The organism is Streptomyces tauricus, assembly GCF_014650955.1.
In the GTDB taxonomy this organism is placed as follows: Bacteria; Actinomycetota; Actinomycetes; order Streptomycetales; family Streptomycetaceae; genus Streptomyces; species Streptomyces tauricus.
The window spans coordinates 48,695-74,738 of record NZ_BMVY01000039.1; the positions used below are offsets into that span (position 1 = coordinate 48,695).

At 72.1% G+C, this 26,044-nt stretch carries 22 protein-coding genes; 9 read left to right on the forward strand and 13 right to left on the reverse strand.

Features of this window, described 5'->3' with window-relative positions; all coding sequences use genetic code 11:
- Positions 1-8 precede the first annotated feature (8 nt).
- Positions 9-1,238, forward strand: a complete 1,230-nt coding sequence (mshC, locus tag IE278_RS35930; RefSeq protein ID WP_189778881.1) for a cysteine--1-D-myo-inosityl 2-amino-2-deoxy-alpha-D-glucopyranoside ligase — start codon at positions 9-11, stop codon at positions 1,236-1,238.
- A 193-nt stretch (positions 1,239-1,431) separates the two neighbouring features.
- Here mshC and IE278_RS42595 read toward each other — a convergent pair whose 3' ends face one another.
- Entirely contained in the window at positions 1,432-1,680 is a 249-nt protein-coding gene (locus IE278_RS42595) for a hypothetical protein (protein ID WP_246571217.1), read from the reverse strand.
- A 21-nt stretch (positions 1,681-1,701) separates the two neighbouring features.
- On the opposite strand from IE278_RS42595, the gene IE278_RS42600 reads away from it, so the two are divergent.
- Positions 1,702-2,118, forward strand: coding sequence for a hypothetical protein (locus IE278_RS42600; RefSeq protein WP_246571235.1), 417 nt, complete (start codon positions 1,702-1,704; stop codon positions 2,116-2,118).
- Between the two features lie 59 nt (positions 2,119-2,177).
- Here the strand turns inward: IE278_RS42600 and IE278_RS35940 are convergent, their stop codons facing one another.
- Entirely contained in the window at positions 2,178-3,926 is a 1,749-nt protein-coding gene (locus tag IE278_RS35940) for a S8 family peptidase (protein WP_189778885.1), read from the reverse strand.
- A gap of 366 nt (positions 3,927-4,292) precedes the next feature.
- On the opposite strand from IE278_RS35940, the gene IE278_RS35945 reads away from it, so the two are divergent.
- Positions 4,293-5,246 carry an NHL repeat-containing protein gene (locus IE278_RS35945; protein WP_189778887.1) on the forward strand — a complete coding sequence of 318 codons (954 nt, stop codon included), beginning with the start codon at positions 4,293-4,295 and terminating at the stop codon, positions 5,244-5,246.
- Between the two features lie 96 nt (positions 5,247-5,342).
- Here IE278_RS35945 and IE278_RS35950 read toward each other — a convergent pair whose 3' ends face one another.
- The 8 genes from IE278_RS35950 to IE278_RS35985 form a co-directional block, all read right to left on the reverse strand.
- Complete coding sequence (locus tag IE278_RS35950) at positions 5,343-6,443, reverse strand: PAC2 family protein (protein ID WP_189778890.1); 1,101 nt, start codon at positions 6,441-6,443, stop codon at positions 5,343-5,345.
- Between the two features lie 153 nt (positions 6,444-6,596).
- The gene (locus IE278_RS35955) at positions 6,597-7,268 is read right to left on the reverse strand and encodes a FadR/GntR family transcriptional regulator (protein WP_189778892.1); all 672 of its coding nucleotides are present in this window, start codon (positions 7,266-7,268) and stop codon (positions 6,597-6,599) included.
- Positions 7,269-7,362: 94 nt separating this feature from the next.
- Positions 7,363-8,703, reverse strand: coding sequence for an amidohydrolase (locus IE278_RS35960; protein WP_189778898.1), 1,341 nt, complete (start codon positions 8,701-8,703; stop codon positions 7,363-7,365).
- Complete coding sequence (locus tag IE278_RS35965) at positions 8,700-9,473, reverse strand: nucleoside phosphorylase (RefSeq protein WP_189778899.1); 774 nt, start codon at positions 9,471-9,473, stop codon at positions 8,700-8,702. The genes IE278_RS35960 and IE278_RS35965 overlap by 4 nt, the downstream gene beginning before the upstream one ends.
- Positions 9,470-10,354: an ABC transporter permease gene (locus IE278_RS35970; protein ID WP_189778902.1), complete on the reverse strand. Its 885-nt coding sequence runs from the start codon at positions 10,352-10,354 to the stop codon at positions 9,470-9,472. Before IE278_RS35970 ends, IE278_RS35965 begins: the two co-directional genes overlap by 4 nt.
- On the reverse strand, positions 10,354-11,502 hold the full coding sequence (locus IE278_RS35975; RefSeq protein WP_189778904.1) for an ABC transporter permease: 1,149 nt from the start codon (positions 11,500-11,502) through the stop codon (positions 10,354-10,356). The genes IE278_RS35970 and IE278_RS35975 overlap by 1 nt, the downstream gene beginning before the upstream one ends.
- 1 nt (position 11,503) lies before the next feature.
- Positions 11,504-13,138 carry an ABC transporter ATP-binding protein gene (locus IE278_RS35980; RefSeq protein ID WP_189778907.1) on the reverse strand — a complete coding sequence of 545 codons (1,635 nt, stop codon included), beginning with the start codon at positions 13,136-13,138 and terminating at the stop codon, positions 11,504-11,506.
- Positions 13,119-14,183, reverse strand: coding sequence for a BMP family ABC transporter substrate-binding protein (locus IE278_RS35985; RefSeq protein ID WP_189778909.1), 1,065 nt, complete (start codon positions 14,181-14,183; stop codon positions 13,119-13,121). The genes IE278_RS35980 and IE278_RS35985 overlap by 20 nt, the downstream gene beginning before the upstream one ends.
- Positions 14,184-14,522: 339 nt before the next feature.
- Here IE278_RS35985 and mtnA point away from each other — a divergent pair, with 339 nt between their 5' ends.
- Positions 14,523-15,554 (forward strand): S-methyl-5-thioribose-1-phosphate isomerase, encoded by a 1,032-nt coding sequence (mtnA, locus tag IE278_RS35990; RefSeq protein WP_189778911.1) that lies wholly within the window; start codon positions 14,523-14,525, stop codon positions 15,552-15,554.
- 524 nt (positions 15,555-16,078) lie between these two features.
- Here mtnA and mtnB read toward each other — a convergent pair.
- The 3 genes from mtnB to IE278_RS36005 are packed head-to-tail and all read right to left on the reverse strand — an operon-like array spanning position 16,079 to position 18,026.
- The gene (mtnB, locus tag IE278_RS35995; RefSeq protein WP_189778913.1) at positions 16,079-16,687 is read right to left on the reverse strand and encodes a methylthioribulose 1-phosphate dehydratase; all 609 of its coding nucleotides are present in this window, start codon (positions 16,685-16,687) and stop codon (positions 16,079-16,081) included.
- Positions 16,684-17,424 carry an acireductone synthase gene (gene mtnC, locus IE278_RS36000; protein WP_189778930.1) on the reverse strand — a complete coding sequence of 247 codons (741 nt, stop codon included), beginning with the start codon at positions 17,422-17,424 and terminating at the stop codon, positions 16,684-16,686. Before mtnC ends, mtnB begins: the two co-directional genes overlap by 4 nt.
- A gap of 2 nt (positions 17,425-17,426) precedes the next feature.
- A complete protein-coding gene (locus tag IE278_RS36005) occupies positions 17,427-18,026 on the reverse strand; it encodes a 1,2-dihydroxy-3-keto-5-methylthiopentene dioxygenase (RefSeq protein ID WP_189778915.1) in 600 nt (199 codons plus the stop codon).
- 566 nt (positions 18,027-18,592) lie between these two features.
- On the opposite strand from IE278_RS36005, the gene IE278_RS36010 reads away from it, so the two are divergent.
- From IE278_RS36010 to IE278_RS36030, 5 genes are all read left to right on the forward strand, one after another.
- Positions 18,593-19,735: a substrate-binding domain-containing protein gene (locus tag IE278_RS36010; RefSeq protein ID WP_189778917.1), complete on the forward strand. Its 1,143-nt coding sequence runs from the start codon at positions 18,593-18,595 to the stop codon at positions 19,733-19,735.
- Entirely contained in the window at positions 19,722-21,353 is a 1,632-nt protein-coding gene (locus IE278_RS36015) for a sugar ABC transporter ATP-binding protein (protein WP_189778919.1), read from the forward strand. The genes IE278_RS36010 and IE278_RS36015 overlap by 14 nt, the downstream gene beginning before the upstream one ends.
- A 106-nt stretch (positions 21,354-21,459) precedes the next feature.
- Entirely contained in the window at positions 21,460-22,506 is a 1,047-nt protein-coding gene (locus IE278_RS36020) for an ABC transporter permease (protein WP_189778920.1), read from the forward strand.
- 10 nt (positions 22,507-22,516) lie between these two features.
- Positions 22,517-23,716, forward strand: a complete 1,200-nt coding sequence (gene mtnK / locus IE278_RS36025; RefSeq protein ID WP_189778922.1) for an S-methyl-5-thioribose kinase — start codon at positions 22,517-22,519, stop codon at positions 23,714-23,716.
- A gap of 70 nt (positions 23,717-23,786) precedes the next feature.
- On the forward strand, positions 23,787-26,044 hold a 2,258-nt coding region (locus IE278_RS36030), incomplete at its 3' end, for an NACHT domain-containing protein (RefSeq protein WP_189778924.1).

Here is a 26,044-nt window from a genome sequence, read left to right on the forward strand (position 1 = left end):
CTCAAGGTATGCATGCCTGGCCCGCTTCCGAGGTCCCCGCCCTGCCCGGCACGGGCCGCGACCTCAAGATCCACGACACCGCGACCGGTGGTCCTGTGACCCTCGACCCCGGTCCCGTCGCCCGCATCTACGTCTGCGGCATCACTCCGTACGACGCGACCCACATCGGTCACGCGGCGACCTACAACGCGTTCGACCTCGTACAGCGCGTGTGGCTCGACACCAAGCGGCAGGTGCACTACGTCCAGAACGTGACGGACGTCGACGACCCCCTGCTGGAGCGCGCCGCGCGGGACAACGTCGACTGGGTCTCCCTCGCCGAGCAGGAGACCGCCCTCTTCCGCGAGGACATGACCGCCCTGCGGATGCTGCCGCCGAGGCACTACATCGGCGCGGTCGAGGCCATACCCGGGATCGTCCCGCTGGTCGAACGGCTGCGGGACTCCGGTGCCGCCTACGAACTGGAAGGTGACGTCTACTTCTCCGTGGAGGCGGATCCGCACTTCGGCGGGGTGGCCAACCTCGACGCGGCGGCCATGCGGCTGCTGTCCGCCGAGCGCGGCGGCGACCCGGACCGGCCCGGCAAGAAGAACCCCCTCGACCCGATGCTGTGGATGGCGGCCCGCGAGGGCGAGCCCAGCTGGGACGGCGCCTCGCTCGGCCAGGGACGGCCGGGCTGGCACATCGAGTGCGTCGCGATCGCGCTCGACCACCTGGGCATGGGCTTCGACGTCCAGGGCGGCGGCTCGGACCTCGCCTTCCCGCACCACGAGATGGGCGCCTCCCACGCCCAGGCGCTGACCGGCGAGTTCCCCATGGCCAAGGCGTACGTGCACGCCGGCATGGTCGCGCTCGACGGGCACAAGATGTCCAAGTCCCGGGGCAACCTCGTCTTCGTGTCGGCGCTCCGCCGCGACGGAGTCGACCCGGCGGCCATCCGGCTCGCCCTGCTCTCGCACCACTACCGGGCCGACTGGGAGTGGACCGACCAGGTGCTGCAGGACGCCCTCGCGCGCCTGGAGCGCTGGCGGGCCGCCGTCTCACGGCCCGACGGACCGCCGGCGGAGGCGCTCGTCGACGAGATCCGCGAGGCCCTGGCGAACGACCTGGACGCGCCGGCCGCCCTGCTGGCCGTCGACCGCTGGGCCGCGCTCCAGGAGGAGCGGGGCGGTACGGACGAGGGCGCCCCCGGTGTCGTCTCCCGTGCCGTGGACGCCCTGATGGGCGTGGCCCTCTAGGGCCTGTCTGACAATTCCCGTCGTCGCCCGGCAGACGGGAACTGTCAGACAGGCCCTAGGGACGGCTCAGGGACAGTCCAGGGACTGTCCGGGGCGGACCGCACAACGTCGGGCGCCGGACGGGCCGTTGCCCGTCCGGCGCCCTCTGTGCGATCCACCGCGCGTCACGCGTGCGGCGGTCTGTTCGAGGCCGCTACTTGTTCACGATCACGGCCTGGATGGTGTTCGTCGAGGAGTCGTAGATCCCGATGACCTGCTGACCGAAGGCGAAGGCCTCCTGGACCTCGTCGTGCGTCACCTGGTTCGGGTTGACCAGCGGACGCCAGGCCTGGTTGATGTACAGGTAGAGGATCGACGGCTGGCCCGGCAGCGGGGTGACGACGTCCCAGAAGTGCTCGGCGACACCGCTCGTCAGCGCGGCGGCCTCGACGGCGCTGCGCATGACCAGCGGCTGGCCCTGCTGTTGCTGCTGCTGCCCGCCGAGTTGCTGGAGCAGCTGCTGGAACGGCTGCTGCTGGCCCAGTTGCTGGAGCTGCTGCTGCAGATGCTGGGGTACCTGCTGCCCGATCCCCTGCTGCTGACCCATGCCCTGCTGGCCGAAGGGCTGCTGTTGCTGCTGCCCGAACGGCTGCTGCTGCCCGGAGCCCTGCTGCTGGCCGATTCCCTGCTGCTGGCCGTAGCCCTGCTGCTGACCCTGCTGCGGGGGAGCCGTGCTCGGGCCCTGCTGCTGACCCTGCTGGCCGAACCCCTGCTGGCCGAACCCCTGCTGGCCGAACCCCTGCTGGCCGAAGCCCTGTTGGCCCTGCTGCCCTTGCTGGCTCATCTGCGGGGTGGTGCTCATGCGGGTGCCACCTTCCCTCAATGGTTGGGTGATGGTTGATCGTTGGGCGATGGATGGTCGTGGACCGCTCACCTGAGGTGGACCGGTGACCGGTCGGGTCAGCCCGTGACGACCAGGCCGACGATCTCGTCGTCCGAGAACCAGACCCGTACGTCGGGCCGGCCACCGGCGAAGGCGGCCTGCACCGACTGGCGGATCTCGGCGGACGGGTTGTTCAGACTCCGCCAGCCGCCGGCCACGTACAGCCGGAGCCTGGGCGGGAGTTCACGCGGATAGGGCACCAGCTCGTCCCAGAACCGTTCGGCCTGGCCCGAGCCGACCGCCCCCGGCAGCAGATGGGCGACCGCCGCCTTGATGTCCGGCCGGTTGCCGATCCGCTGCGACGCGGGCCGGCCCGGCGCGTCCTGCTGCGGGGACCCGGTGGCCCGCAGCACCTTGCGTGCCTTCTCCGGGGTCATCGACTCCTGGCCGGCCGCCTTGAGCATGCCCTGCAGCGCGGCCAGGGCGCCGACCACCACCGGGGAGGCGGAGGACGTCCCGGAGAACGTGTCCGTGAACCAGGCGATCTCCTCGGCACCGCCCTGCAGATCACCGGGCCGGTCCCAGAAGCCGCCGGTCGTGGTGACCTCGCGGCCCCAGCCCTGCGCGTCCACGCGTGCCCCGTAGTTGGAGAACGCCAGCCGCGAGCGGTCCGGGCCGTGGTCGCGGCCGTGGGTGCCGGGCGGCGGGGCGCCCGCGCCGACCAGGATCGCGCCGGAGGACTGGTGGGACGGGTTGAAGGGGTTGCGCCACCACTCGGGGAACTCGTCGGGGCGGCGCTCGTACACGGCGTCGTCCAGCGACTCGCCGCCGTTGCCCGCGGCCTCCACCACGATGATGCCCCGGGCGGTCGCGTACCGGATGGCCACGAAGTCGTCGGGCCACCACTCGATGGGGATGTAGCCGCGCTGGTCGTCGCGCTGCTGGTAGTCGAACCGCGTTCCCGGGCGGTGCAGTTCGATCAGGATGATGTCGCCGGGGCCGAGCCGGTCGGCCGCCGCGTGGATCGCCGCCGCCGTGCCGATGCCGTGGAAGGACGCGGCAGCGGTCACGCTGTCCGGCGCGATCCCGGTGATCCCGTACTGGTTGCGGTCGCCGCCGATCACACCGATCACGGCGGTGCCGTGGTTGCGCCAGGCCAGATCCTGGATCGGGGTGCCCACGACAACCCCCGCCAGCTTCGCGGCCAGGTCCTCGTGGCCCAGCTGCCAGGCCCCCTCCACGTCGATCACGGTGACGCCCTGGCCGGAACCGCCGGGCCGCTGCCAGGCCCAGTACGCGTCCACACCCTCGGGGGCGGGGCGCAGATAGCCCTGGCGGCTGGTGAAGTCGGGGGTGACGGGGGCGCCCTCCTTGTGGCGCCTGGTCTCGTCGGCGCTCTGGCCGACGGACCCCACGGACGCCGGTACGGCCGCCGGCTTCACGTACGCCGTGGCGATCTCCGGCAGCGCGGCGATCCGTGAACGCAGTTCCTCGGCCCGTTCCTCGCCGCCCCTGACCCGGTAGAACAGGCCCAGGTCGGGCAGTGTCTCGGCGCCGGTGGCCGGCGGCTGGGCCGCCGACCGGAGCCGTTCCTCGCTGCCGAACAGCGATTCCAGATCGAGCTGTTCGTCACTGAGGAACATGCTGAGTGCCGACACATCGGCGCCGGCCGCCGAACGGACCCCCTGGGCCCCGGCGCGCAGTTGGGGCTCTGGCCGAGCGACGACGATCAGTTCCTGCTCGGCTCCCCGGTAGTTGAATCCCGCTCCGTCGGGCCCCGGTCCGGACGCTCCCGGGCCCCGCTCCGGCTGTACCTGGTCGGTCATCGCGTGCCGCTCCCTTCGGTCCGTGCAGGTGCTCAAGTCATGGGTTTCGCTGCGCACTTGGCTTTCGTCGAGTTGCTCGTCGTGTCGTTCGTCGTGTCGTTCGTCGGCGAATCGTTTCGGTGCTGTTTCCTCCGGTTGTGTCCTCCGGGCACACCCTGCTCCTCCCGGGCCGACTCGTCCACCCCCGAGTTCGCCAACTGCGTTTGACAACAAGTTGAATTGGGTAACGTGTGCAATTCGTCCGGAAACCGATGTCACGTCACAATCCGGCCAAAGGCTGCGGAGACGGATGTCATGTGATGGGGTGACAGCGTCTGTTGACCGTTGGGCCGACAGGGCGTCGGCCCCCTTGTGGAAGGACGCACCGTGGCACTCGCAGACCGTTCCTTCGCACGTCGAAGACTCCTCACCACGGCCGCCGCCGTCGGCGGTGCGACACTCCTGGGCGGCACGGCGCACGCGGCCGGAACGCGGGAGAAGGCCTGGCCCGATCGTTTCCCGCTGCCGGCCGGCTTCCAGCCGGAGGGCATAGCCATCGGCTCGGCCCCGTACGCGTACTTCGGATCGCTGGCCGACGGTTCCGTCTACCGCGCGAGCCTCGCCACCGGGCGGGGCTCCGTCATCAGCCAGGGCCCCGGCGCCGGACACCCCAGTGTGGGCCTGAAGATCGACGGACACGGCCGGCTGTTCGTCAGCGGCGGGGTCGGCGGTGATCTGCGGACCGTCGACGTCCGCACGGGGAGGGTCGAGAAGACGTACGCGGTCGGCGGGTCGTTCGTGAACGACGTGATCCTCACTCCGCGCGCGGCCTGGTTCACCGACTCGTTCGCGCCCCGGCTCTACCGGCTGGCGCTCGACCGGCACGGGCGGCCCGGCGCCGTCACCACCGTCCCGCTGGGCGGCGACTGGCAGCAGGGCCCGGACTTCACCGCCAACGGCATCGAGCGCACCCCGGACGGCAGCGCGCTCCTCGTGGTGAACGTCTTCGTCGGCGGCGGCACGCTGATGCGGGTGGAACCGGCCACCGGGGCCGCGAGCGCCGTCGACCTCGGCGGAGCCCTGCTGCCCAACGGGGACGGCCTGTTGCTCCTCGGCAGGACTCTCTACGTCGTTCAGCAGCAGCAGAACGCCATCGACGTGTTCCGGCTGAACGCCGCCGGGACGAGGGGGCGGGCGATCACCCGGATCACCGACCCGCGCTTCCGTATCCCGACGACGGCCGCCGCGTGGGGCGACCGCCTGTACCTCCCGAACGCGCGCTTCGACGTCGAACCGACACCGGACACGGAGTACGACGCGGTGGCGGTTCCCCAGGTCTGACGCGCCCCGTACGGTGTGCGGCCCGCGTGACGTGCGGCGTGTGCGACGTGCGAGAGGGCGGTGCGCCCGCGGCGCACCGCCCTCTCGTCGGTTCGGTCAGTCCTCCGAGGACTCCGACGACTCCGGCGGCTCCTTGGAGTCCGCCTTGCCCGGCGCATCCTCGGCGGAGCCGGAGCCGGAGCCGGCGTCGGCCCCGGCGTCACCCTTCGCGTCCGTGGCGTCCCCGGCGGTGCCGTCGGTCGTCTCCGGCCGCTGCGGACGCAACGGCTTCGGACGGCCGCCCGGACCGTCACGGAGATACGTGGCGGGGTCGCCGCTCTCCGTGGCATGGCCACCCGGTGCCGCCGCCGGCCCGCTCCCGTCCCGTCTGCGCAGATAGCGCTCGAACTCCCGCGCGATCGCCTCGCCCGACGCCTCCGGCAGCTCGGCGGTGTCCCGGGCCTCCTCCAGCGTCTGTACGTACTCGGCGACCTCGCTGTCCTCCGCGGCCAGCTGGTCCACGCCCACCTGCCAGGCCCGGGCGTCCTCGGGCAGCTCGCCCAGCGGGATCCGCAGGTCGATCAGGTCCTCCAGACGGTTCAGGAGGGCCAGCGTCGCCTTCGGGTTCGGGGGCTGCGACACGTAGTGCGGCACGGCCGCCCACAGCGACACCGCCGGTACGCCCGCGTGCGTGCACGCCTCCTGGAGGATGCCGACGATGCCCGTGGGGCCCTCGTACTTGGTCTCCTCCAGGTCCATCGTGCGCGCCAGGTCCGGGTCGGAGGTGACTCCGCTGACCGGTACCGGACGGGTGTGCGGGGTGTCGCCGAGCAGCGCGCCCAGGATCACCACCAGCTCCACGCCCAGCTCGTGGGCGAAGCCGAGCAGCTCGTTGCAGAAGGAGCGCCAGCGCATCGAGGGCTCGATGCCCCGCACCAGCACCAGGTCACGCGGTTTGTCGCCGCCGACCCGCACCACTGACAACCTTGTCGTCGGCCACGTGATCTTGCGCACACCGCCGTCCAGCCACACCGTCGGCCGGTTCACCTGGAAGTCGTAGTAGTCCTCGGCGTCGAGCGCCGCGAACACCTCGCCCTTCCACTCGCTGTCCAGATGCGCGACCGCGGTGGAGGCGGCGTCGCCGGCGTCGTTCCAGCCCTCGAACGCGGCCACCATGACCGGGTCGACCAGCTCGGGAACCCCGTCGAGCTCGATCACTCAGCGCCTCCTTCCGACGTACCCTCACGTACGCCCCAACCTTACGGCTTGCGCACAGGGCGTCCGCAGCCCCCTCGCATGGGGGAGTGCCGGGATCACTGCCCCGTTCAACGCCTCCGAACACCCCGCGATCATCCGATCTGTCGGGTTCTCTCACAGCGTCGAGCGCAGCCACTGCTCCACGCTCGCGATGTGCACGGTCGCCCAGGAGCGGGCCGCCTCCGCGTCCCGGTCGCGCAGGGCGCCGAGGATCGCGCGGTGTTCGTGCAGGGTGCGGCTGACCGCGTCCTCCTGGGTCAGGCCCCGCCAGATCCGGGCCCGGGTGGTGGGTCCCGAGAGGCCGTCGAGGAGGGAACAGAGCACCGAGTTGCCCGAACTCCGCACGATGCCCCGGTGGAACTCCAGGTCGCAGGCGACCAGTTCCTCCACCGAGGGCCCGGCGCCCAGGGCGTCCAGCTGTGCGGTCAGCGCGTCCAGCTGCTGTTCGCTGATCCGCTGCGCCGCCATCGCCGTGGCGGCCGGCTCCAGGATGCGGCGTACCGCGAGGAACTCCAGGACCGTGTCGTCGCGGTGGAAGTCCACGACGAAACTCAGCGCCTCCAGGAGGAGTTGCGGGTCCAGGCTCGTGACGTACGTGCCGTCGCCCTGCCGTACGTCCAGGATGCGGATCAGGGAGAGCGCGCGCACCGCCTCGCGCAGGGAGTTCCTGGACAGGCCCAGTTCGGCGGCGAGCTCGCTCTCCTTGGGGAGCCGGTCGCCGGGACGCAGTGCGCCGGAGACGATCATTCCCTTGATCTTCTCGATCGCCTCGTCGGTGACTGCCATGGCAGGCCTCCCCGTCAGTCAGGCTGTCACGCGGACACCCGATGACTTGCCTCTGTCTTGCATCCGTCTTACATCCGATGTCTCATTATGCGGCTCACACGAGGTCGGCCCGTGACACGAGAGCGGCCAGGTCCGTGAGCGCCGCGCCCTCGTCGAGCGTGGTGAGCGTACGGCCGCGCATCAGGACCCGGCCGTCGACGAGCGTGTCCCGTACGTCCTCGGCGCGGGCCGCGTACGCGAGCGTCGACCAGGGGTCGTGGCGGGGCGCCAGATGCGGGCCGCCCAGGTCCAGGACGATCAGGTCGGCGCGCTTGCCGGCCTCCAGCGAACCCAGATGGTCGTCGAGTCCCAGCGCGCGGGCGCCCTCGATCGTGGCCATCCGGACGGCCTGTTCGGCGCCGACGGCCGTGGGGTCCCCGTCGGCCTTGTGCACCAGGGCGGCGAGGCCCAGCGACCGCAGTACGTCCAGGCTGTTGGAGCTGACCGCGCCGTCCGTGCCGAGGCCGACCGTCACGCCCGCGCTCAGCATCCGCGGCACGGGGGCGATACCGCAGCCCAGCTTGAGATTGGAGACCGGACAGTGGGCGACCGACGTGCCGGTACGGGCCAGGGCCGCGATCTCGGCCCCGGTGAGGTCCACGGTGTGGGCCAGCAGCAGATCGGGGCCGAGCAGTCCGAGCGAGTCGAGCAGTTCGATGGGCCGCTTCCCGTACCGCACCTCGACGGTGGCGACCTCGGTGGCGTTCTCGGCGGCGTGGATGTGCAGCAGCGCGCCGAACTCCCGTGCCAGCGCGGCGATCTCGGTCAGCTGCTCGGGGGAGAGGGTGTAGGCGGAGTGCGCGAACAGCACGGGGCGCGTACCGGGCCGCGGCGTACGGCTCGCCAGGTCGCGCCGGGCCCACGCCAGCCGGTCCTCGTACGCGATCCCGTCGGCCGGGTCCGGTACGTCCATGAAGGTCGGCCCGGTGTGCAGCCGCCAGCCCGCCTCGCGCGCGACCCGCTCGGCGGCCTCGTGGAACCAGTACATGTCGAGCGCCGAGGTCACCCCGGCCCGTACGCTCTCCGCGATCGCGACCCGGATCGCCGTGGCGACGTTCTCCGCGGACAGCAGCTCGCTCTCCCAGCGGATCACCCGCTCCAGGAACCCCTGCAGCGTCACGTCGTCGGCCCGGCCGCGCAGCAGCGTCATCGCCAGATGGGTGTGCGCGTTGACCAGGCCGGGGAGCACGAGACAGCCGGTCGCGTCGAGGGTCTCGGCGCCGGCGTACCGCGTGCGCAGTTCCTCGGCCGGGCCCACCTCGACGATCTCGCCGTCGCGCACGGCGACGGCTCCGTCGGGCACGATCGTGCCGGCCTCGTCGACCGTGAGGACGTCACCGCCGTGGATCAACAGGTCGGCGCTCGCCGGGCGTTGGGAGGGGACGGTGACGGTCACAGCGCGCGCTCCTCCGCCTCGGCCAGCAGACGCAGGGCCTCAAGGGCGACCACCGAGCCGCGCTCCACGCCCGTCGCGACGATCTCACGGTGCGGGTTGTAGCCGCCGGTACCGGCCTCGTCGACCAGCTCGTCCGCGTTCGCGCCGTCGATCACGAGCACCCCGCCCGCGGTCAGCCCGCGCAGCGAGGCCGTCACGTACAGCGCGGACAGCTCCATCTCGATCGCCGCGAGCCCGGCCCCCTCGTACGAGAACAGGGGTATCAGTCCCGGCTGGAACGCGGCCCGCGTCCACACGAGGCCGCGGTGGTGCGGAGCGCCCTGCTCACGGGCCGCCAGCTGGAGCGCGAGCACCGCCTCCGGGGTGGCCACCGCCGGATACTCGGGCGGCAGCAACTGCTGGGTCACACCGTCGTCGCGTACCGCCGCCTCCGCGATGACCAGGTCGCCGTCCTGGATCCCGGGCCGCATCGCACCCGCCGTGCCGAACCGCACGAAGGTGCTCACGCCCGCGTCCGCCAGCTCCTGGAAGAGCAGGATCGCACCCGGCGCGCCGACCCCGTGGGAGGCGACGACGACCGGTACACCCTTCCACGTGCCCGTGAACGCACGGTATTCGCGGTGGTACGAGACCTCCTCGGCCCCGTCGAGCAGCGCGGCGACGATCGCCGCGCGCGCGGGATCGCCGACGACGACGGCGCGCGCGGGCAGCCCGGTGCGGGGTATGCGGGTGATGGGGGCCAGATCCTGCGGGCCCTGGTCCTGCGTCATGAGGTGACTCCAGTCGTACGCGTTCGGGTACGGGCGGCGGCGCGGCGGCGGCGCTGCGCCGTGCTGAGGAAGAGGGCGACGAGCGTGACGACGTACGGGGCGGCGTCGGTCGCCTGTTGCGGCATACCCAGGCCCTGCAGCCGGAAGCCCGCGGCCTCCGCCAGACCGAAGAGCAGCGCCGCGAGCAGCACACCGAGCGGCAGGGCGCGGCCGAGCATGACGGCCACGACCGCGATCCAGCCACGGCCGGCCGTCATGTTCTCGGAGAACAACGTGACGTTGCCCAGGGCGAGTTGAGCCCCGGCAAGGCCGCACAGCACACCGGACACCAGCACGGCCGCGTACTTGTAGCGCGTCGGGCTCACCCCGAGCGTGGCGGCGGCGTCCGGCGCCTCGCCGACCCCGCGCAGTCGCAGCCCCCACACATGGCGGGACAGCAGCAGCGCCGCCACCCCGACCGCCGCCCACGCCAGATACGCGAGCGGCGAGAAACCGCCGACCAGCGGCAGTCCGGCCAGTGACGGGTCGTCGAAGGTGCCCTGCACGCCGAAGACCGTACGCAGCAGGAAACCGGTCAGGCCCACGGCCAGCAGGTTCATGGCGATGCCCAGCACGACCGCGTCACCGCGCAGGGTGACCGCGCCGACGGCGAGGATCAGCGAGTACGCGGCGGCGGCCAGCGCGGCGGCCAGCACACCGAGCCAGGGGCTGCCGGTGAACCAGCTGGTGGTGACGGCCGTGAAGCAGCCCATCAGCATCATGCCCTCAAGGCCGATGTTGAAGACGCCCGCCCGCTCGCACAGCGCGCCGCCGAGCGCGGCCAGCAGGATCGGTGTCAGCGCGCGCAGCGCCGACATGAGGAGATCGGAGTCGAAGAACATCAGGCGAACTCCCCCTGGGAGGCGGGTTCCCGCGCGGTGGGCGCCGGATCGGCGGGCTCCTGGGGCTGCTGCGGCTTGCGGCGCCGCAGCCGCGGGAAGCGCAGCCGCGCCGCGAGGAACACGATGACGATGGCCTGGAGCACCTGGGTCAGCTCGCGCGGCACCTCGGTCGTACGCTCCATGGACAGTCCGCCGACCTGGAGGACGGCGAAGAAGAACGCCGCCACCACCGTGCCCAGCGGGGCCGCCGCGGCGAGCAGCGCCGCCGTGAGGCCCGTCCAGGTGTAGCCGGGGGCGGTCAGCGACCCGTCGAGGAAGCGGTAGGGGAAGCTCAGCACCCCGATCGCGCCGACCAGTCCGGCCAGCGCGCCCGAGGTCGCCACCAGCCGGAGCGTGAGCCCCTTGCGTTCCACGCCCGCGTACGCGGCGAAGCGCGCGTTGAGGCCGGTCATCCGGATCTCGTACCCGATGGCCGTGCGCCGGTCGGCGAACCAGTACGCGGCAGCCGCGAGGACGACCAGCACCAGTCCGGCCGTCACGGTCGACGTGCCGAACGCGGGCAGCGCCACGCCCTCCGGGAGCCGCCGCGTCTGGGGCAGGCTGGAGCCGGGCTCCTTGAGTGGATAGCGCACGAGATAGGAGGCGAGCGAGGTCGCCGGGTAGCTGAGCAGCAGGCTGCTGACCAGCAGCGGCACCCCGAACCGGTTCTCGCACAGCGCGGCCAGCGCGGCGTACGCGGCGCCCGCCGACACCCCGGCGAGCAGCGCCAGCACGACGGTGAGCGGCGCGGGCAGCGGCGAGTACAGGCCGGTGACGGCGGCGGCGATACCGCCGAGCACCATCTGCCCGTCCCCGCCGAGGTTGATGAGCCCGGCGCGCAGCGGGATCGCCAGCGCGAGGGCCATGCCCAGCACGCTCGTGCCGGTGGTGAGCGTCGACCCGATCCCGTCGGCCCCGAGCGAGCCGGAGACGACCGCCCCGTACGCGGCGAGCGGATCGGCGCCGGTACCGACCAGGAACAGGGCGCCGATGACGAGCCCGGCGACGACCGAGAAGGTGACGGGGGAGCGCAGTGCCCCCTTGATGCGGGCCGCTCCCCTGCTACGGGCCGCCCCCTTGATACGGGCCAGGTCCAGGGCCGAGGCCATGTCAGTCTCCGTCCGGCGCGGGGGTGTCATTTGCGGCAGAGGTGTCCGGCGCGCCGCCCGCCATGGCGAGGCCCAGCGTCGCCTCGTCCGCGTCCGACCTGTCGTACGAAGCCGTCACCCGGCCCTCGTACATCACCAGGATCCGGTCGGCGAGGCCGCGGATCTCGCTCAGTTCGGCGGAGACGAGGAGGACGGCGTGGCCCGCGTCGCGGTAGGCGACCAACTCGTCGTGGATGGCCTGGATCGCGCCTATGTCCACCCCGCGCGTGGGCTGCTCGACCAGCAACAGCGGGGCGCCGTGGGCCAGTTCGCGGCCGATCAGCAGCTTCTGCAGGTTGCCGCCGGACAGCGCGGAGGCCGGTACGTCGGGGGTGGACGCCTTGATGCCGAAGCGCTCGACGAGGTCGCGCGCGTGGGAGCGTACCGCCGAGGGCGGCAGCAGGCCGTGCCGCGAGGACAGCGAGGTGCGGTGGTGGCCCATGGCGAGGTTGTCCGCGACGGAGGCCGCAGGCGCGGTGCCGACCGCGTGCCGGTCCTCCGGAACGTAGGCGAGGCCCTTCGCGCGCCGCTCGGTCGCCGAGGCGTGCGTGATGTCCTCGCCCCGCAGCCCGACCCGCCCGGCGCTGACCGGCCGCAGACCGGCGAGCGTCTCGACCAGCTCGCTCTGCCCGTTGCCCGCGACCCCCGCGATCCCGACGATCTCCCCGGCCCGCACGGACAGCCCGACGTCGTGCACGCCCGCCGTGCTCAGCCCCTCGACGTCCAGCACCACGTCACCGGGTGTGCCCGGCGGGTGGACGCGGTCCAGTTCGACCTCGCGGCCGGTCATCGCCGCCGCGATCCCGGCGCCGCTCGTGTCCGCGGTGCGCAGCCGGGCGACGACCCTGCCGTCCCGCAGCACCGTGACGTTGTCGCTGCCCTCCAGCACCTCACGCAGCTTGTGGGTGACAAGGATCACCGTGCGACCGCGTGCGGTCAGCGACCTGAGCACCACGAACAGCGCGTCGGCCTCGGCGGGCGTCAGCACCGCCGTCGGCTCGTCGAGGATGAGCGTACGGGCGCCGCGGTGCAGCAGCTTCAGGATCTCCACGCGCTGGCGCAGCCCCACCGGCAGGTCGCCGACCCGGGCGTCCGGATCGACGACGAGGCCGTGCTCGGCGCCCAGTTCACGCACCCGGCGCCGGGCCGCGGCCCGGTCCAGCAGGCCGAAGCGGCGCGGCTCGGCCCGGTAGACGACGTTCTCGGCGACCGTCAGCGAGTCGAACAGCTTGAAACTCTGGTGGACCATGCCGAGCCCGGCGGCCATCGCGGCGCTCGGGCTCCCGAAGGACACCTCGGTGCCGTCGACGCGTATCGAGCCCGCGTCCGGCCGCTCCATCCCGTACAGGACGGACATCAGGGTCGACTTGCCCGCGCCGTTCTCACCCATCAGCGCGTGGATCTCACCGCGCCGGACGGTCAGATCGACCGCGTCGTTGGCGAGGGTGCCGGGGAAGCGCTTGGTGATCCCGCGCAGTTCGACGGCGGGGGACAGCCCGGCGGCGTGGGGCGGCCGGGCGGCGGGCGTCAGCGCTTCTTCTTGTCCGTCGACTTCGCCGACGCCCGCCGCCGGTATGTCACTTGGCGGCCGGGTCATCGACCGTCAGCTCTCCGGACACGATCTGGTCGCGCAGCGCCTCGACCTTCTTCAGCACGTCCTTGTGGTCGGCGATCACGCACTTCGACGAGTCGACTCCGTCCTCCAGGCCGGTCAGGCTGATGCCGCCCTCCTTGAGGCCGTACGAGACGGTCTTGCCGGCGTCGCCCTTGAGGACCTGCTCGATGCCCTCCTGCACGGCGACATCGGTCTTCTTGATCACGTTGTCGACGACGGTGCCGGGAGCGGCGGTGCACTGGTTGACGTCCACGCCGTACGCGTACGCCTTCTTCGCCTTGGCCGCCTCGAAGACGCCGTAGTTGCCGGCCGCTGCCGCCGCCATGATCTGGTCGGTGCCCTTGGCGAGCAGCGAGTTCGCCTGCTCCTTGGCGCGCGCCGAGTCGTCGAACGGTGACTGCCCGCCGACGAAACGGGTGCTCGCGGACGCCTTCGGGGCGACCTTCTCGGCGCCGGCCGCGAACGGGTCGCTGTAGCGCCGGAACTGGCCGGTGTCGAGCACGACGACCGCGCCGACCTTGCCGCTCTCGCTGAGCAGCCCGGCCTCCGCGCCCGCCAGATAGACACCCTCGTGCTCACGGAAGACCGCGCAGCTCACGTTCTTGAACGTCTTCTCCGTGCACGCGTCGACCATCAGGAACTGCTGCTTCGGGTGCGCCTCGGCCTGCTGCGCGACCGCGTCGGCGAACTCGAAACCGACCAGCACGACGACGTCGGGCGCGGCGTCGACCGCGGCCTGCACGTTCTGCTGCTGCGAGGCGCTGTCGGAGGACTGGTAGACCTTCTGCGTCCCGTCGTGCGCCTCGGCCGCGGCCTTCACCCCGTCGACCGCCAGCTTCAGGAACTCGTTCTGGCCGACCGAGTCCGGCGTCACCAAGGTGAAGGACTTGCTGTCGCCCTTGGCGCCGGCCGAGGAACCGTCGTCCTTCGCGGCGGCGTTGCAGCCGGTGGCGGCCACGGCCAGCAGCACACTGCCGGAAGCGACGGCGGCGAGGCGCAGAGAGCGGGATCTAGGGGTACGGGGCATGGGACCGGCCTTCCGTGAAGGTGCGTGCGGCGGTGCGCGCTCAAGCGGAAACGCTGAGAGGGGGTGGAGCGGGGGCGGTGCGAGGGGTGGCACGGTGGACACCGGAACGGGAGCCGGTGCCTCGGCGGTCAGCGTCGACAGCCGTCGCTTGCACAGCGGCCGTGGTCGAGGAAGCGGCGCGTCGTCAGCAGCACACGTCCTCCAACACATCGGCCTTCAGGGCTGCGGGTGCTGGACTGTAACACCGGTTTCCGGACATGCGCGCGGTTGTCTCGAACTGTGGTTCTTCGAGGTCATGTACGGTGTCGCGCATCTTCGGAACTTCAGGAGTGCCCCGCTATGCCCCAGGAACTGCGCGCTGTCGACTGGACCGGAAACAGCCTCGCGCTCATCGACCAGACCGTGCTCCCGCAGCGCACCGAGACCCGTCACATCCGTGACGTGGACGACCTGGTGGACGCGATCCGGCGGCTCGTCGTCCGCGGGGCACCCGCGATCGGAGCGGCCGGGGCGTACGGGGTGGCGCTCGCGATGCTCCAGGGCGAGCGCGAGGGCTGGTCGCGCGAGCAGGTCCTCGCGGCCGTCGCGCGGATCCGCGAGGCCCGGCCCACCGCGGTCAACCTGATGGTGTGCGTCGACCGGGTGCTGAGCCGCTTCGACGACGGCCTCGACGCGGTGCTCGGGGAGGCGGTGGCGGTCCAGCGCGAGGACGTGGCGGCCAACCGGGCGATGGGCGCGTTCGGCGCGGACTGGCTGCTGAAGCGGGTCGGCGTGGACCGGCCGCTGCGGGTGCTGACCCACTGCAACACCGGGGCGCTCGCCACCGCCGGGTGGGGCACGGCGCTCGGCGTCATCCGCGAACTGCACGCCAGGGGACGGCTTGAGGTGGTGTACGCCGACGAGACGCGTCCTCTGCTGCAGGGCTCGCGTCTCACCGCCTGGGAGCTGGTGCAGGAGGGGATCCCGCACTTCGTCCAGGCGGACGGGGCGGCGGCCGGGACGATCCTGCGCGGCGAGGTGGACGCGGCGATCGTGGGGGCCGACCGGATCGCGGCGAACGGGGACACGGCGAACAAGGTCGGCACGGTGGGGGTCGCACTGGCGTGCGCCGACGCGGGGGTGCCGTTCCTGGTGGCCGCGCCCACGACGACGGTCGATGTGGCGACGGCCACGGGGGCCGACATCCACATCGAACTGCGGGACGAGTCGGAGGTGCTGGAGTGGGCGGGCGTCCGCACGGCCCCGGCCGGGTCCCGCGGCCACAACCCCGCGTTCGACGTGACCCCGGGCCGCTTGGTGACGGGCCTGGTCACGGAGAGGGGCGTACTGGAGGTCTCCACGGGCGAACTCCCGGGCGACCGCCTGCGGTAGCGCGGGGCCCGGGCCACACTCCTGCCTGCGGGCCTGCGGGCCTGCGGGCCTGCGGGCCTGCGGGCCTGCGGGCCTGCGGGCCTGCGGGCCTGCGGGGCTGAGCCGCGCAGTTCCCCGCGCCCCTGAGGGGGTGTTGCCGGGCCGGGGTCAGTTTCGCCTGCGGGGCGGTGGGTGTGGGCCGCGCAGTTCCCCGCGCCCCTGAAAGCCGGGGCTGCGCCCCTGGCTTTTTATCCGCCCAGGCCGCGAGGGCCCACACCCGACGACCAACCCGCGCCCCAAAGGGGCGCGGGGAACGGCGCGGTTCACCCCTACGGACCCGCACCTGACGAACAGCCGGTTCCTACTCAGGGGCGCGGGGAACGGCGCTCCCAGCGCCCACGCGCCCGACGTACAACGGGCCCCGTTCAGGGGCGCGGGGAACTGCGCGGCTCACCCCCACGGACCCGCACCCGACGTCCAACCGTTCCCTCCCCAGGGGCGCGGGGAACTGCGCGAAGGGCCCGCGCCCGCCCGCCGCGCAACGCCTAGTGACCCGTCAGTTCCAGTTCCAGGAGCCACTCCACGACCTCCGTGTGGTGGCGGGCCTGGCGAGGCGTGGCCCCCCACACGTACAGACCGTGGCCCGCCACGACGACCGCCGGCATGCGAGGATCCCGCGCAGCCTCCAGCCGGTCCCCGAGCACCGTCATGTCCTGGCTGTTGACGATGACCGGAAGGGTGACCTCCACGTCATGGGCCGGCACACCCACACCCTTCAGCATCTCCAGATCCTTGAGCACGATCCCGCCCGGCGAACGCCGCCCCAGCGCCACGGACGCCACCGTGTGCACGTGCACCACCGCACCCGCACCGGTGAGCGCCGCCACGCGCGCGTGCAACGCGGCCTCGGCGGACGGCTTGCCCCCGTTCACCGCCGCGCCCTCTCCGTCCACCAGCACGACGTCCGCCGGCGTCAGCTCACCCTTGTCGTGGCCGCTCGCGGTGACAGCGAGCCACAGCGGATCGCGCGAGAGCACCACGGAGAGGTTCCCGGAGGTACCGCGCATCCAGCCGAAGGAGGCGAACCGCGCGGACTCGGCGGCGAGGACGGCCCCGGCCTCCTCCAGATCGAGCGTGCTGACGTCGGTGGTCACGTGGTGCTCCCTGAAATGCTGATGCCGGTACTGATGATGTCGATCTCGTCGAACGAACCCGCCTGCGCGTGGTCCCCGACGCCCTGCTCGTAGTACGGCTCCCCGGCCCGTCTGATCCCGACGGCATGCCAGCCCGCGGCCCGCGCCGCGTCCAGCTCTCCCGGCCGGTCGGAGAGGAAGAGGAGGCGCCCCGCCTCCGTACCCGCCGCCGCGGCGATACGCCGGTACGACTCGGGCTCCTGCTTGGGCCCCGCGTTCTCGGTGTCGTACAGCCCGTCGACGAGCGGCAGCAGATCCCCGTCGGGGCTGCTCGCGAACCACGCGCGCTGCGCGGCCACGGACCCGGACGAGTACACGTGCAGCCGTACGCCGTCGCCGTGCCACCGGCGCAGCACCGGCACCACGTCGTCGTAGAAGTGCGAGACCAGGTCGCCCCGCGCGAATCCCTCGGACCAGATGAGGCCCTGAAGGGTCTTCAGCGGGGTGGCCTTCACGTCCCCGTCGAGCCACTCGTCGAGCGCCTTCTCGATCCGTACGGCGTCGGCGTCCGGCTCGTCCAGCAGTTCCCGCACCTGGGTGACGGCCCGCCGCACCTCCGGATCGTCGGCACGCTCCGCGAGCAGCGCCCCGAAACGGGAGCGCGAGTACGGATAGAGCACGTCGACGACGAAGCCCGTGGCGCTCGTGGTGCCCTCGATGTCGAGCACCACGGCGTCCACGTCGAACGTCAACCGCAGGCTCACGCCGCGGCCCGGTCCTGCTCGTACCCCGCCGCGATGGTGTCGTAGTCGGGGAAGCGGCCGGCGATGGTGGAACCGGTGAAGCTGCCGATCCAGCCGTCCTCCTCGTGGAAGAACCGGATCGCGGTGAACGCCGGCGAGGTCCCCATGTCGAACCAGTGCGTCGTCCCGCGCGGCACGCCCAGCAGGTCGCCCTTCTCGCAGAACACGGCGTGCACCTCGCCGTTCACGTGCAGATAGAAGATGCCGGAGCCCGAGACGAAGAACCGCACCTCGTCATCGTCGTCGTGCGTGTGCTCCTGGAGGAACTTCTCCCGCGCGGCCTTCGCCTTCGCCGGGAACTCCGGGTCGTCGCTCGGGTGCAGCCCGAGGACGTCGACCGTGGTGAAGCCCTCCTCGGCGTTCAGCTTGTCGATCTCGCGGCCGTACGCGGCGAAGACGGTCTCGGTGTCGGCGTCCGCGGGAACGTCCTCGCGGACCGGCCACTGCTCGTAACGCACTCCGAGCGGCGCGAGCGCGGCGGCGATCTCGGCGGGGTCGGAGGTGCGGCGCACCGTCGTCTCGGGTCCGGACTCGGGCCACGTGGTCAGCAGTGTCATGAGAGCAACTCCAGGAGTGGGGAGGGTGGGCGGGGTGGACGGTGGACGCCCGTCCGGATGGTGGACAGGCGCCGGACCGGTCTGACGGAGGTCGAAGCGTGGGTGATCCGCTGCCGCGCGGCGGGCGGCGGCTCGGAACGGGGATCTCGAAGCAGAGGTCCGGACCCGTGATTCAGCCGCGGCACGCCGCGCCGGTACAGCGGTGTGTCGCTGTCGCGCCTGGTGTCGCCATCGGAGACCTCACTGTCCCGGGTCGGGTGCCGGTCCCGAGATCGTAACTCCCGACCGGCGGTCGGCCGAGTGTGACGAAGTTGTTGTCTCAACCACTGAGAATGCGGTCCCAATACTTTGACGACTGGCTGGAAACGTTCTCATGATCTGCGTATGAAGACGCTGCTGCTCGTGCGGCGGCTGTACGTGGACTTGCTCCGGTCGACCACAGCCCGCTGTCGCTGACCTGCCCGTGGCCATGGCCTGATTCGGCCCCCGCCCGGCGCTCCGGACCGGCACCCCCCGCACTCCGCACGCCCTCTTCATTCCTCCCGCGCACCGCCCCTGGAGCCGTCATGCCTCGTACCCGTACCCGTACCCCCCGTTCCCGTACCCGTACGCACGCCCGTACCGGTCTGCCCTTCGCCGCGCTGTCGATGGCCTCCGCCTCCGCGCTGCTCCTCGCCGGCTGCTCGCAGTCGTCGGACGCCTCGCAGAAGACCGCCGACAGCGCCGCGCCCGCCGCCACCGCCACCGGGAAGAAGCCCGCGCCTTTCAGCGAGGGCAAGGTCAAGGTCGCGCTGGTCCGGCAGAGCGGCGCGGGCGACTACTTCGAGCAGTGGGGCAACGGAGCCAAGGCCCAGGCCAAGGCCCTCGGTATCGACCTGACGGTGTACGACGCCCAGGCGGACAACGCCAAGCAGGCCACCGACCTCTCCTCGGCCATCAACTCCGGGGCGAAGACGATCATCGTCGACCACGGCTTCCCCGCCACGATCCAGCCGGAGATCGACAAGGCGGTGAAGAAGGGCATCAAGGTCGTCGTCTACGACGTGGAGACCACGAACAAGTCGGTCGTCAGCACCAAGCAGGACGACGCCAGCATGGCCCAGGCCGTCCTCGACGTGATGGCCGACGAACTCGGCAAGGACGCGAAGGTCGGTTACGTCAACGTCGCCGGGTACGCGGCCCTCGACAAGCGCGACAGCGTCTGGAAGAAGACGGCCGACACCAACGGCTGGCAGCAGGCGTTCAAGGTCGGCAAGGTCACCGACTCCACGGCCACCGACAACGTGCCCCTGGTCAGCGCCGCGCTCACCCAGCACTCGGACGTGGCGGGCGTCTTCGCCCCCTACGACGAACTCGCCAAGGGCACCGTCCTCGCCGTCCAGAACAAGAAGCTCCAGAGCAAGGTGAAGGTCTTCGGCGCGGACGTCTCCAACGCCGACATCCAGAACATGACCGCGAAGGACAGCCCCTGGGTGGCGACCGCGGGCACGGACCCCTCGGCGGTCGGCGCGGCCGTCGTACGGACCGCGGCCCTGGAACTGGCCGGACAGCTCAACAAGACCTCGGTCGAGTTCCCCGCCGTCGCGATCACCCAGGACTTCCTGAAGAGCAAGAAGATCGAGAACATGGACCAGCTGCGCGAGGCGCTGCCCGCGCTGAACCTCGCCAAGGTCAGCACGGCCGACTGGATCCCCAATGTCGCCCACTGACACCTCCGCCGGTCCGCCGGCGGTGAGCCTGCGCGGCATCGGCATGGCCTTCGGCGGCAAGACGGTCCTGGAGTCCGTCTCGCTGGACATCGCGCCCGGCAGCGTCGTCGCGCTGCTCGGCGCCAACGGCGCGGGCAAGTCCACCCTGATCAAGATCCTGTCCGGGGTGCACACCGACCACAGCGGACAGGTCGAGGTGAACGGCGACCCCGCCGCTCTCCAGTCCCCGCTCGCCGCACGCCAGTTGGGCATCCAGACCGTGCACCAGCGGATCGGCGAGGGAATCGTCCCGGGCCTCACGGCCGCCGAGAACCTCGTCTTCGAGGAACTGGCCCAGCGGCGCGGCAACCCGTTCCTCGACGGGCGCAGGCTGCTGGCCCGCGCCCGGGAGATCCAGTCGGCGCTCGACCTCGGCTGGAGCGACCAGGTCCTCAAGCGGGACGTCACCGAACTCGGCATCTCCGACCGGCAGTTGCTCATCCTGGCCCGCGCCCTCGCCACCAGCCCCCGCCTCCTCGTCCTCGACGAACCGACCTCCGCGCTCTCCGCCGCCGAGGCCGAGCGTCTGTTCGCGCTCGTCGAGCGGATGCGGGACGACGGCATCGCCGTCCTGTACGTCTCCCACCGCCTCGGTGAGATCGACGCACTCGCCGACCGGCTGGTCGTCCTGCGGGACGGCCGTCTCACCGAGGACCAGGCCAAGCCCTTCGACTGGGACCGCGCGCTGCGCGCCATGCTCGCGCAGGCTCAGGGAGCGCAGGCTCAGGGCACACGGACCCGGGGCGCGGGGACGGCCCGCCCCACGGACGCCAAGCAGGGCCCCGGCCCCGGTACCGGCTCCCACGCCGGGGCCACCTCCGCTTCCGGGTCCGCCTCCGCTCCCGCCTCCGGTGAGATCGCTGTCTCACTCAGGGGCGTACCGCTGCTCCCCGGCCGCACCCCCCAGGACCTCGATCTGCGGGCGGGCGAAGTCACCGGCGTGGTCGGGCTGCTGGGCGCGGGCAAGACCGAGCTGGCCCGCGGCCTCTTCGGCGCCGAGCCGTTCCCGACCGGGACCGTGGAGCTGGACGGCAGGCCGTACGCGCCCCGCCGCCCCGCCGACGCGATCCGCCGGGGCGTTCACCTCGTCCCCGAGGACCGGCACGCCGACGCCCTGGTCCCCGGCTGGTCCCTCGCCCAGAACGTCTCGCTGCCGTTCCTCCGGTCCCTCTCCACGGCCGGGCTCGTGAACCGGCGCAGGGAGAACGCCCTCGGCCGCGACACCATCGAACAGCTCGGCGTCGTCGCCCGCGACGAGCACAGCTCGGTGGAGGAGCTGTCCGGCGGCAACCAGCAGAAGGTCGTCGTCGGCCGCTGGCTCGCCGAGAAACCCCGTGTCCTCATCCTGGACGAGCCGTTCCGAGGCGTGGACATCGGCGCCCGCCGGGACATCGGCCGCCGCGCCCGCGCCCTGGCCGCCGAGGGAGCCGCGGTCCTCGTCCTGTCCGCCGACGTCGACGAGGTCCTGGAGGTCGCCGACCGGGTCGTCGTCCTCGCCGCGGGCGAGATCCACCTGGACGCGTACGGCGAGGACGCGGAGCGCGACCGCGTCATCCGGACCATCTCGGCGTCCGTCTGATGCCGGCCACCGCGAAGCCCCACACGAAGTCACACACGAAGCCACAGATGAAGTCACAGACGAAGCCCCAGACAAAGCCACTCCGGGAAGTACGGGGAAGTACGCCATGACCACCACCCAGAGCACCGAGGTGCCGACCAAGGTGGCGCCGCCGGCCGCGACCTCCCCGGCCCTGCGGGTCCAGAGCGCCGTCATCAAGTACGGCTTCATCTTCGTCACCGTCACGCTCTTCGCGTACTTCGCGCTCAGCGAGCCGTCCTTCCGCGACTCCGCGACGCTCCTGGACACCCTCCGGTACGTGTCCGTAGCCGCGATCCTCGGCCTGGGCGTCACCCTCACCATGGCGGTGGGCGGCATCGACATGTCCGTCGGAGCCGTGGCGGGCCTCGGCGTGACGGTCGCCGCGAAGACGATGGTCTCGTACAACCAGGTCGGTCTCGTCGCCATCCTCGCCGTGATCGCGGCGGGCGCGCTGGCCGGGCTGCTCAACGCCCTGCTGATCGTGGTCCTCAAGATCCCCGACATGCTGGCCACGCTCGGCACCATGTTCGTGATCCAGGGCACCAAACTCGTCCTGGTCGACGGCCAGTCCATCACCCCCGGCATGACCCAGTCCGACGGCTCCACCGCGCCGGGCAGGTTCACCGAGGGGTTCCTGCGCATCGACCGCGGCACGGTCCTCGGCATCCCGGTGTCGGTACTCATCTTCGGCGCGCTCACGGTCGTCGCCTGGGTGTTCCTCGCCCGTACCCGCTGGGGCCGGGTCCTGTACGCGATCGGCGCGAACCCGGAGGCCTCCCGGCTGGCCGGCATCCGCGTCGGCGCCTACCGGGCCCTGGCGTACGTCCTGTCCGGCGTCCTCGCCTCGATCGGCGGCCTCATCCTGGCCTCCCGCATCGGCCAGGGCGATGTCTCGGCCGGCACCTCCCAGCTCCTGGAGGCGGTGGCGGTCGCCCTGGTCGGCACCTCCGTCCTCGGCCGGGGCCGCCCGAACGTCTGGGGCACCGCCCTGGGCGCCGTCCTGATCGGCATCATCACGACCGGCCTCACCATCAAGGGGCTGCCGTACTACACACAGGACGTCGTCGAGGGCGCGGTCCTCATCCTCGCCCTGATCTTCAGTTTCACCCTGTCCAAGCGCCGCACCGCATAAGGGAGTTCATATGGGCTACCGCATCCTGGAGCCGGCGGACGTGCCCGCGTACCTGCACGCGCGCGGCCACTGGGACGACCTCGACGACATCCGGGTCCGCGAGGTCTCCGACGGCAACATGAACCGCGTCTTCCTCGCCTCGAACGCCGCCGGCACCCGCGGCCTCGCCGTCAAGCAGGCCCTGCCCTGGGTCCGGATCGCGGGCCCCTCCTGGCCGATGAGCCCCGAGCGCGCCGACGCCGAGGCGCGCGCCTACGAGCAGGTCGCCGGGGTCGCCCCGGACAAGATCCCCGCGATCCACGGCTACGACGCCGACAACTACGCCCTCGTCATGGAGGACATGTCCGACCTGGAGGTCCTGCGCACGGTCCTCAACGAGGGCGCCCCCTACGGCCCGGACACCTCCCGCAGGATCGGCGAGTTCGTCGCGCAACTCACCTTCGCCACGAGCGACTTCGGTATGCCGTCCGCCGAGCGCAAGGCCCTCGTCGCGGCCTCCGTCAGCCCCGAGCTGTGCAAGATCACCGAGGACGTCGTCCTCTCCGAGCCGTACATCGAGCACGAGCACAACCACTGGCACCCCGAACTGGACGACCTCGCCGCCGAGTTCCGCGCCGACACCCGGCTGCGTACCGAGGTCGCCGACCTCCGCCACACCTTCATGACGTCCGCGCAGGCCCTGCTCCACGGTGACCTGCACACCGGCAGCGTCATGGTCGGCGCACGCGACGGCGCCCCCGTCATCCGGGTCTTCGACCCCGAGTTCTCCTTCGTCGGCCCGATCGGCTACGACATCGGTCTGTACTGGGCCAACGTCCTCGTCGCCACGGCCCGGGCGCGCGCCCTCGGCACCGTCACCGACCACGCCGCTCAACTCCGCCTGTCCTGGGAGGGGTTCGAGTCGGAGTTCCGCCGTCTGTGGCCGACCCGCGTCGACACCTTCTTCGACGACGCCTACCTCGACCGCTTCCTGCGCCGCGTATGGACCGACGCGGTCGGTTTCGCCGGTACCGAGATCGTGCGCCGCATCATCGGCTTCGCCCATCTCACCGACCTGACGACCCTGCCCGACCCGGTCCCCGCCTCCCGCGCCACACTCCGGCTCGGACGGCAGCTCATCCTCCGCAGGACGGAGTTGCACCACCCCGAGGACATCGAGAACCTCGACGCCGCCGACACCGCGGACGGCATCAGGGCATCGCAGGTGTGAACGAGCCAACCGGTGTGCCGATGCTGTGAGTTCGCGTGACGGGCAGGGTGCGCACGGTGACAATCTGCTCATGGACACGCTACGGGGCGGGCGGGACGGCTGGGACGGCCGGGGCGGGGGGCACGGCCGGGACGAGTGGCGACCACCGTCCGAGGTACGCAACATCGTGCGCGACAGCACGATCGAATACCTCGTCCAGGCCGGCTGGATCCAGGGCGACCTGGTCGTCAACCTGCCGCCCGCGCGCGAGCCCGTCGACACCGCGGCCGAGGAACTGGCCCGGTCCGTACGCGCCCAGTGGTCGGCCGAGGTCGCCGCCTGGGAACTCGGCGACCTCGAGGGCCCGCTCGCGGTGCGCTGGCTGGCCCGCTGGGGAGCCATGGCCCCGGCCGCCGGCACCGCCGAGCCCCCCGTACGGGCCGCGCGCAGCGACCGGCTCGGCGACATCGCGGACACCCTGCTCGGCCTGGAAGCCCGACGCCTCCTCGTGCTCGGCGGCCCAGGCTCCGGCAAGTCGACCCTGCTCGCCATGACCGTGGTCCTGCTCGCCGCACGCCATCTGGGCGATGTGACCCGCCGGGTGCCGGGGGACCGGGGCGTACCCGTTCCGCTGCTCCTGTCCCTGGAGTCGTGGGACGCGGAGAGCGTGGGGCTCCGCGACTGGCTGGTCGCCCGGCTCACCGAGGACCACCCCGGACTGCCCCGGGTGGCCGGCGCGCATCCGGCCCGCCGCCTCGTGCGCGACGGCCGCGTCCTGCCCGTGCTCGACGGCCTGGACGAACTGCCCGACCACCGCCGGGCTGCCGTGGTCCGCGAACTGAACGCCGCACCGCGGGAGTTGGGCTTCGTCCTGGCCTCCCGGACCCAGGAGTACCGGACCCTCGACGTCCGGGTCGTCGGCGCCTCGGACATCGAGGCCCTGCCGGTGGGGCCGCGCGACGCCGCGGTCCATCTGCTGCGCACGGCCGACCGGGCCCGGCACGAACAGTGGGGCCCGGTCTTCGACGAACTCGCCGAACACCCCGAAGGACCCCTCGGCCAGGCACTCTCCACCCCGCTGATGATCTGGCTCGCCCGGCGCGCCCACCGGCCGGCCCACACCGACCCGGCCCGCCTCGCCGACCGCACGCTGCTGCCCACCCGGGAGGCGGTCGAGAGCCACCTGATGGACACGGTGATCCCGGCCGCCTTCGCACCCCGCCCCCACGACAGCGAACGGCTGCACGCGCCGGGCCAGTGGAACCCCGCCCGCGCCCGGGGCTGGCTCGCGTTCCTCGCCCGCGAACTGCAACGCCACCGCACCGGGGAGTTCGCCTGGTGGCGGCTGAACCGGGCCAGGGCGGCACGGTTCCTCGCGATACCGACGCTGGTCGCCCTCTGTATCGTGCTCGCCGAGTCGATGATGACCGTGGTGACCCGCGTGGAGGACACCTACAGCGACTCGCCCCAGCTGAACATCGACCTGTTCGACCGCAACTACCTGTTCGGCGCCGCCGTCATGGCCACCGGCATCCAGCTGACCACGCTCCAGTGGTACGGCGACCGCTTCTGGGAACCGCGCCGCAGGGCAAACCCCCTCAAGGCCGGTGCCGCGCTGCGCTCCGCGACCCGGGCGGCCTCCGTACGCCGCGCCCTGACCTCGCTCGCCATCCTGGTGGTGCCCGGCGCGTTCTTCCTGCTCACGGCCCAGGGCATGTACCACAGCGAGGCGTTCACGGCGCAGGCCGTCCTCGGCTTCATCCTTCCCGCGCTCGTGATGCTCGTGATCGCCGCGCCCGCCGACACGGTCGACGCGGCGACCCCGGACGAACTCCTCGCGGGCGAGCGCCGCGCCGGCCTGCTCACCCTCGGCGTGGTCGCCCCGCTGCTGGGCCTCGGCTCCGGGGCGCACAGTCTGCTGACCGAGCACGGCACGGTCGACTTCTGGGTCGCCTTCGCCAAGGGCATGACGGGCGCGGTGATCGTCCTGGTCGCCGTCAGCCCCTGGTGCCTGTGGGTGGTCTCCAAGGCATGGCTCGCCGTACTCGGCCGGGTGCCGTGGTCCCTCATGGAGTTCCTGCGGGACGCGCACGGCGGGGGACTGCTCCAGCGGTACGGCGGCACGTACCGCTTCCGGCATCTGAGGCTGCAGGAACATCTGGCGGGCCGTCGCACCGCCGTACCCGCGGCACCGCTTCCGGCCGCTCCCGCCCCGGCCGGCCCGCGGCAGCCGCTCACGGTGACCGACCCGCAGCCGGCCGGTCCCCGGCAGCCGTTCACGGTGACCGGCCCCCAGCCGCACCGGCCGGGGCGGTGGCAACCGCCTCCCGCCGCGCCGCCTCCCGCCGC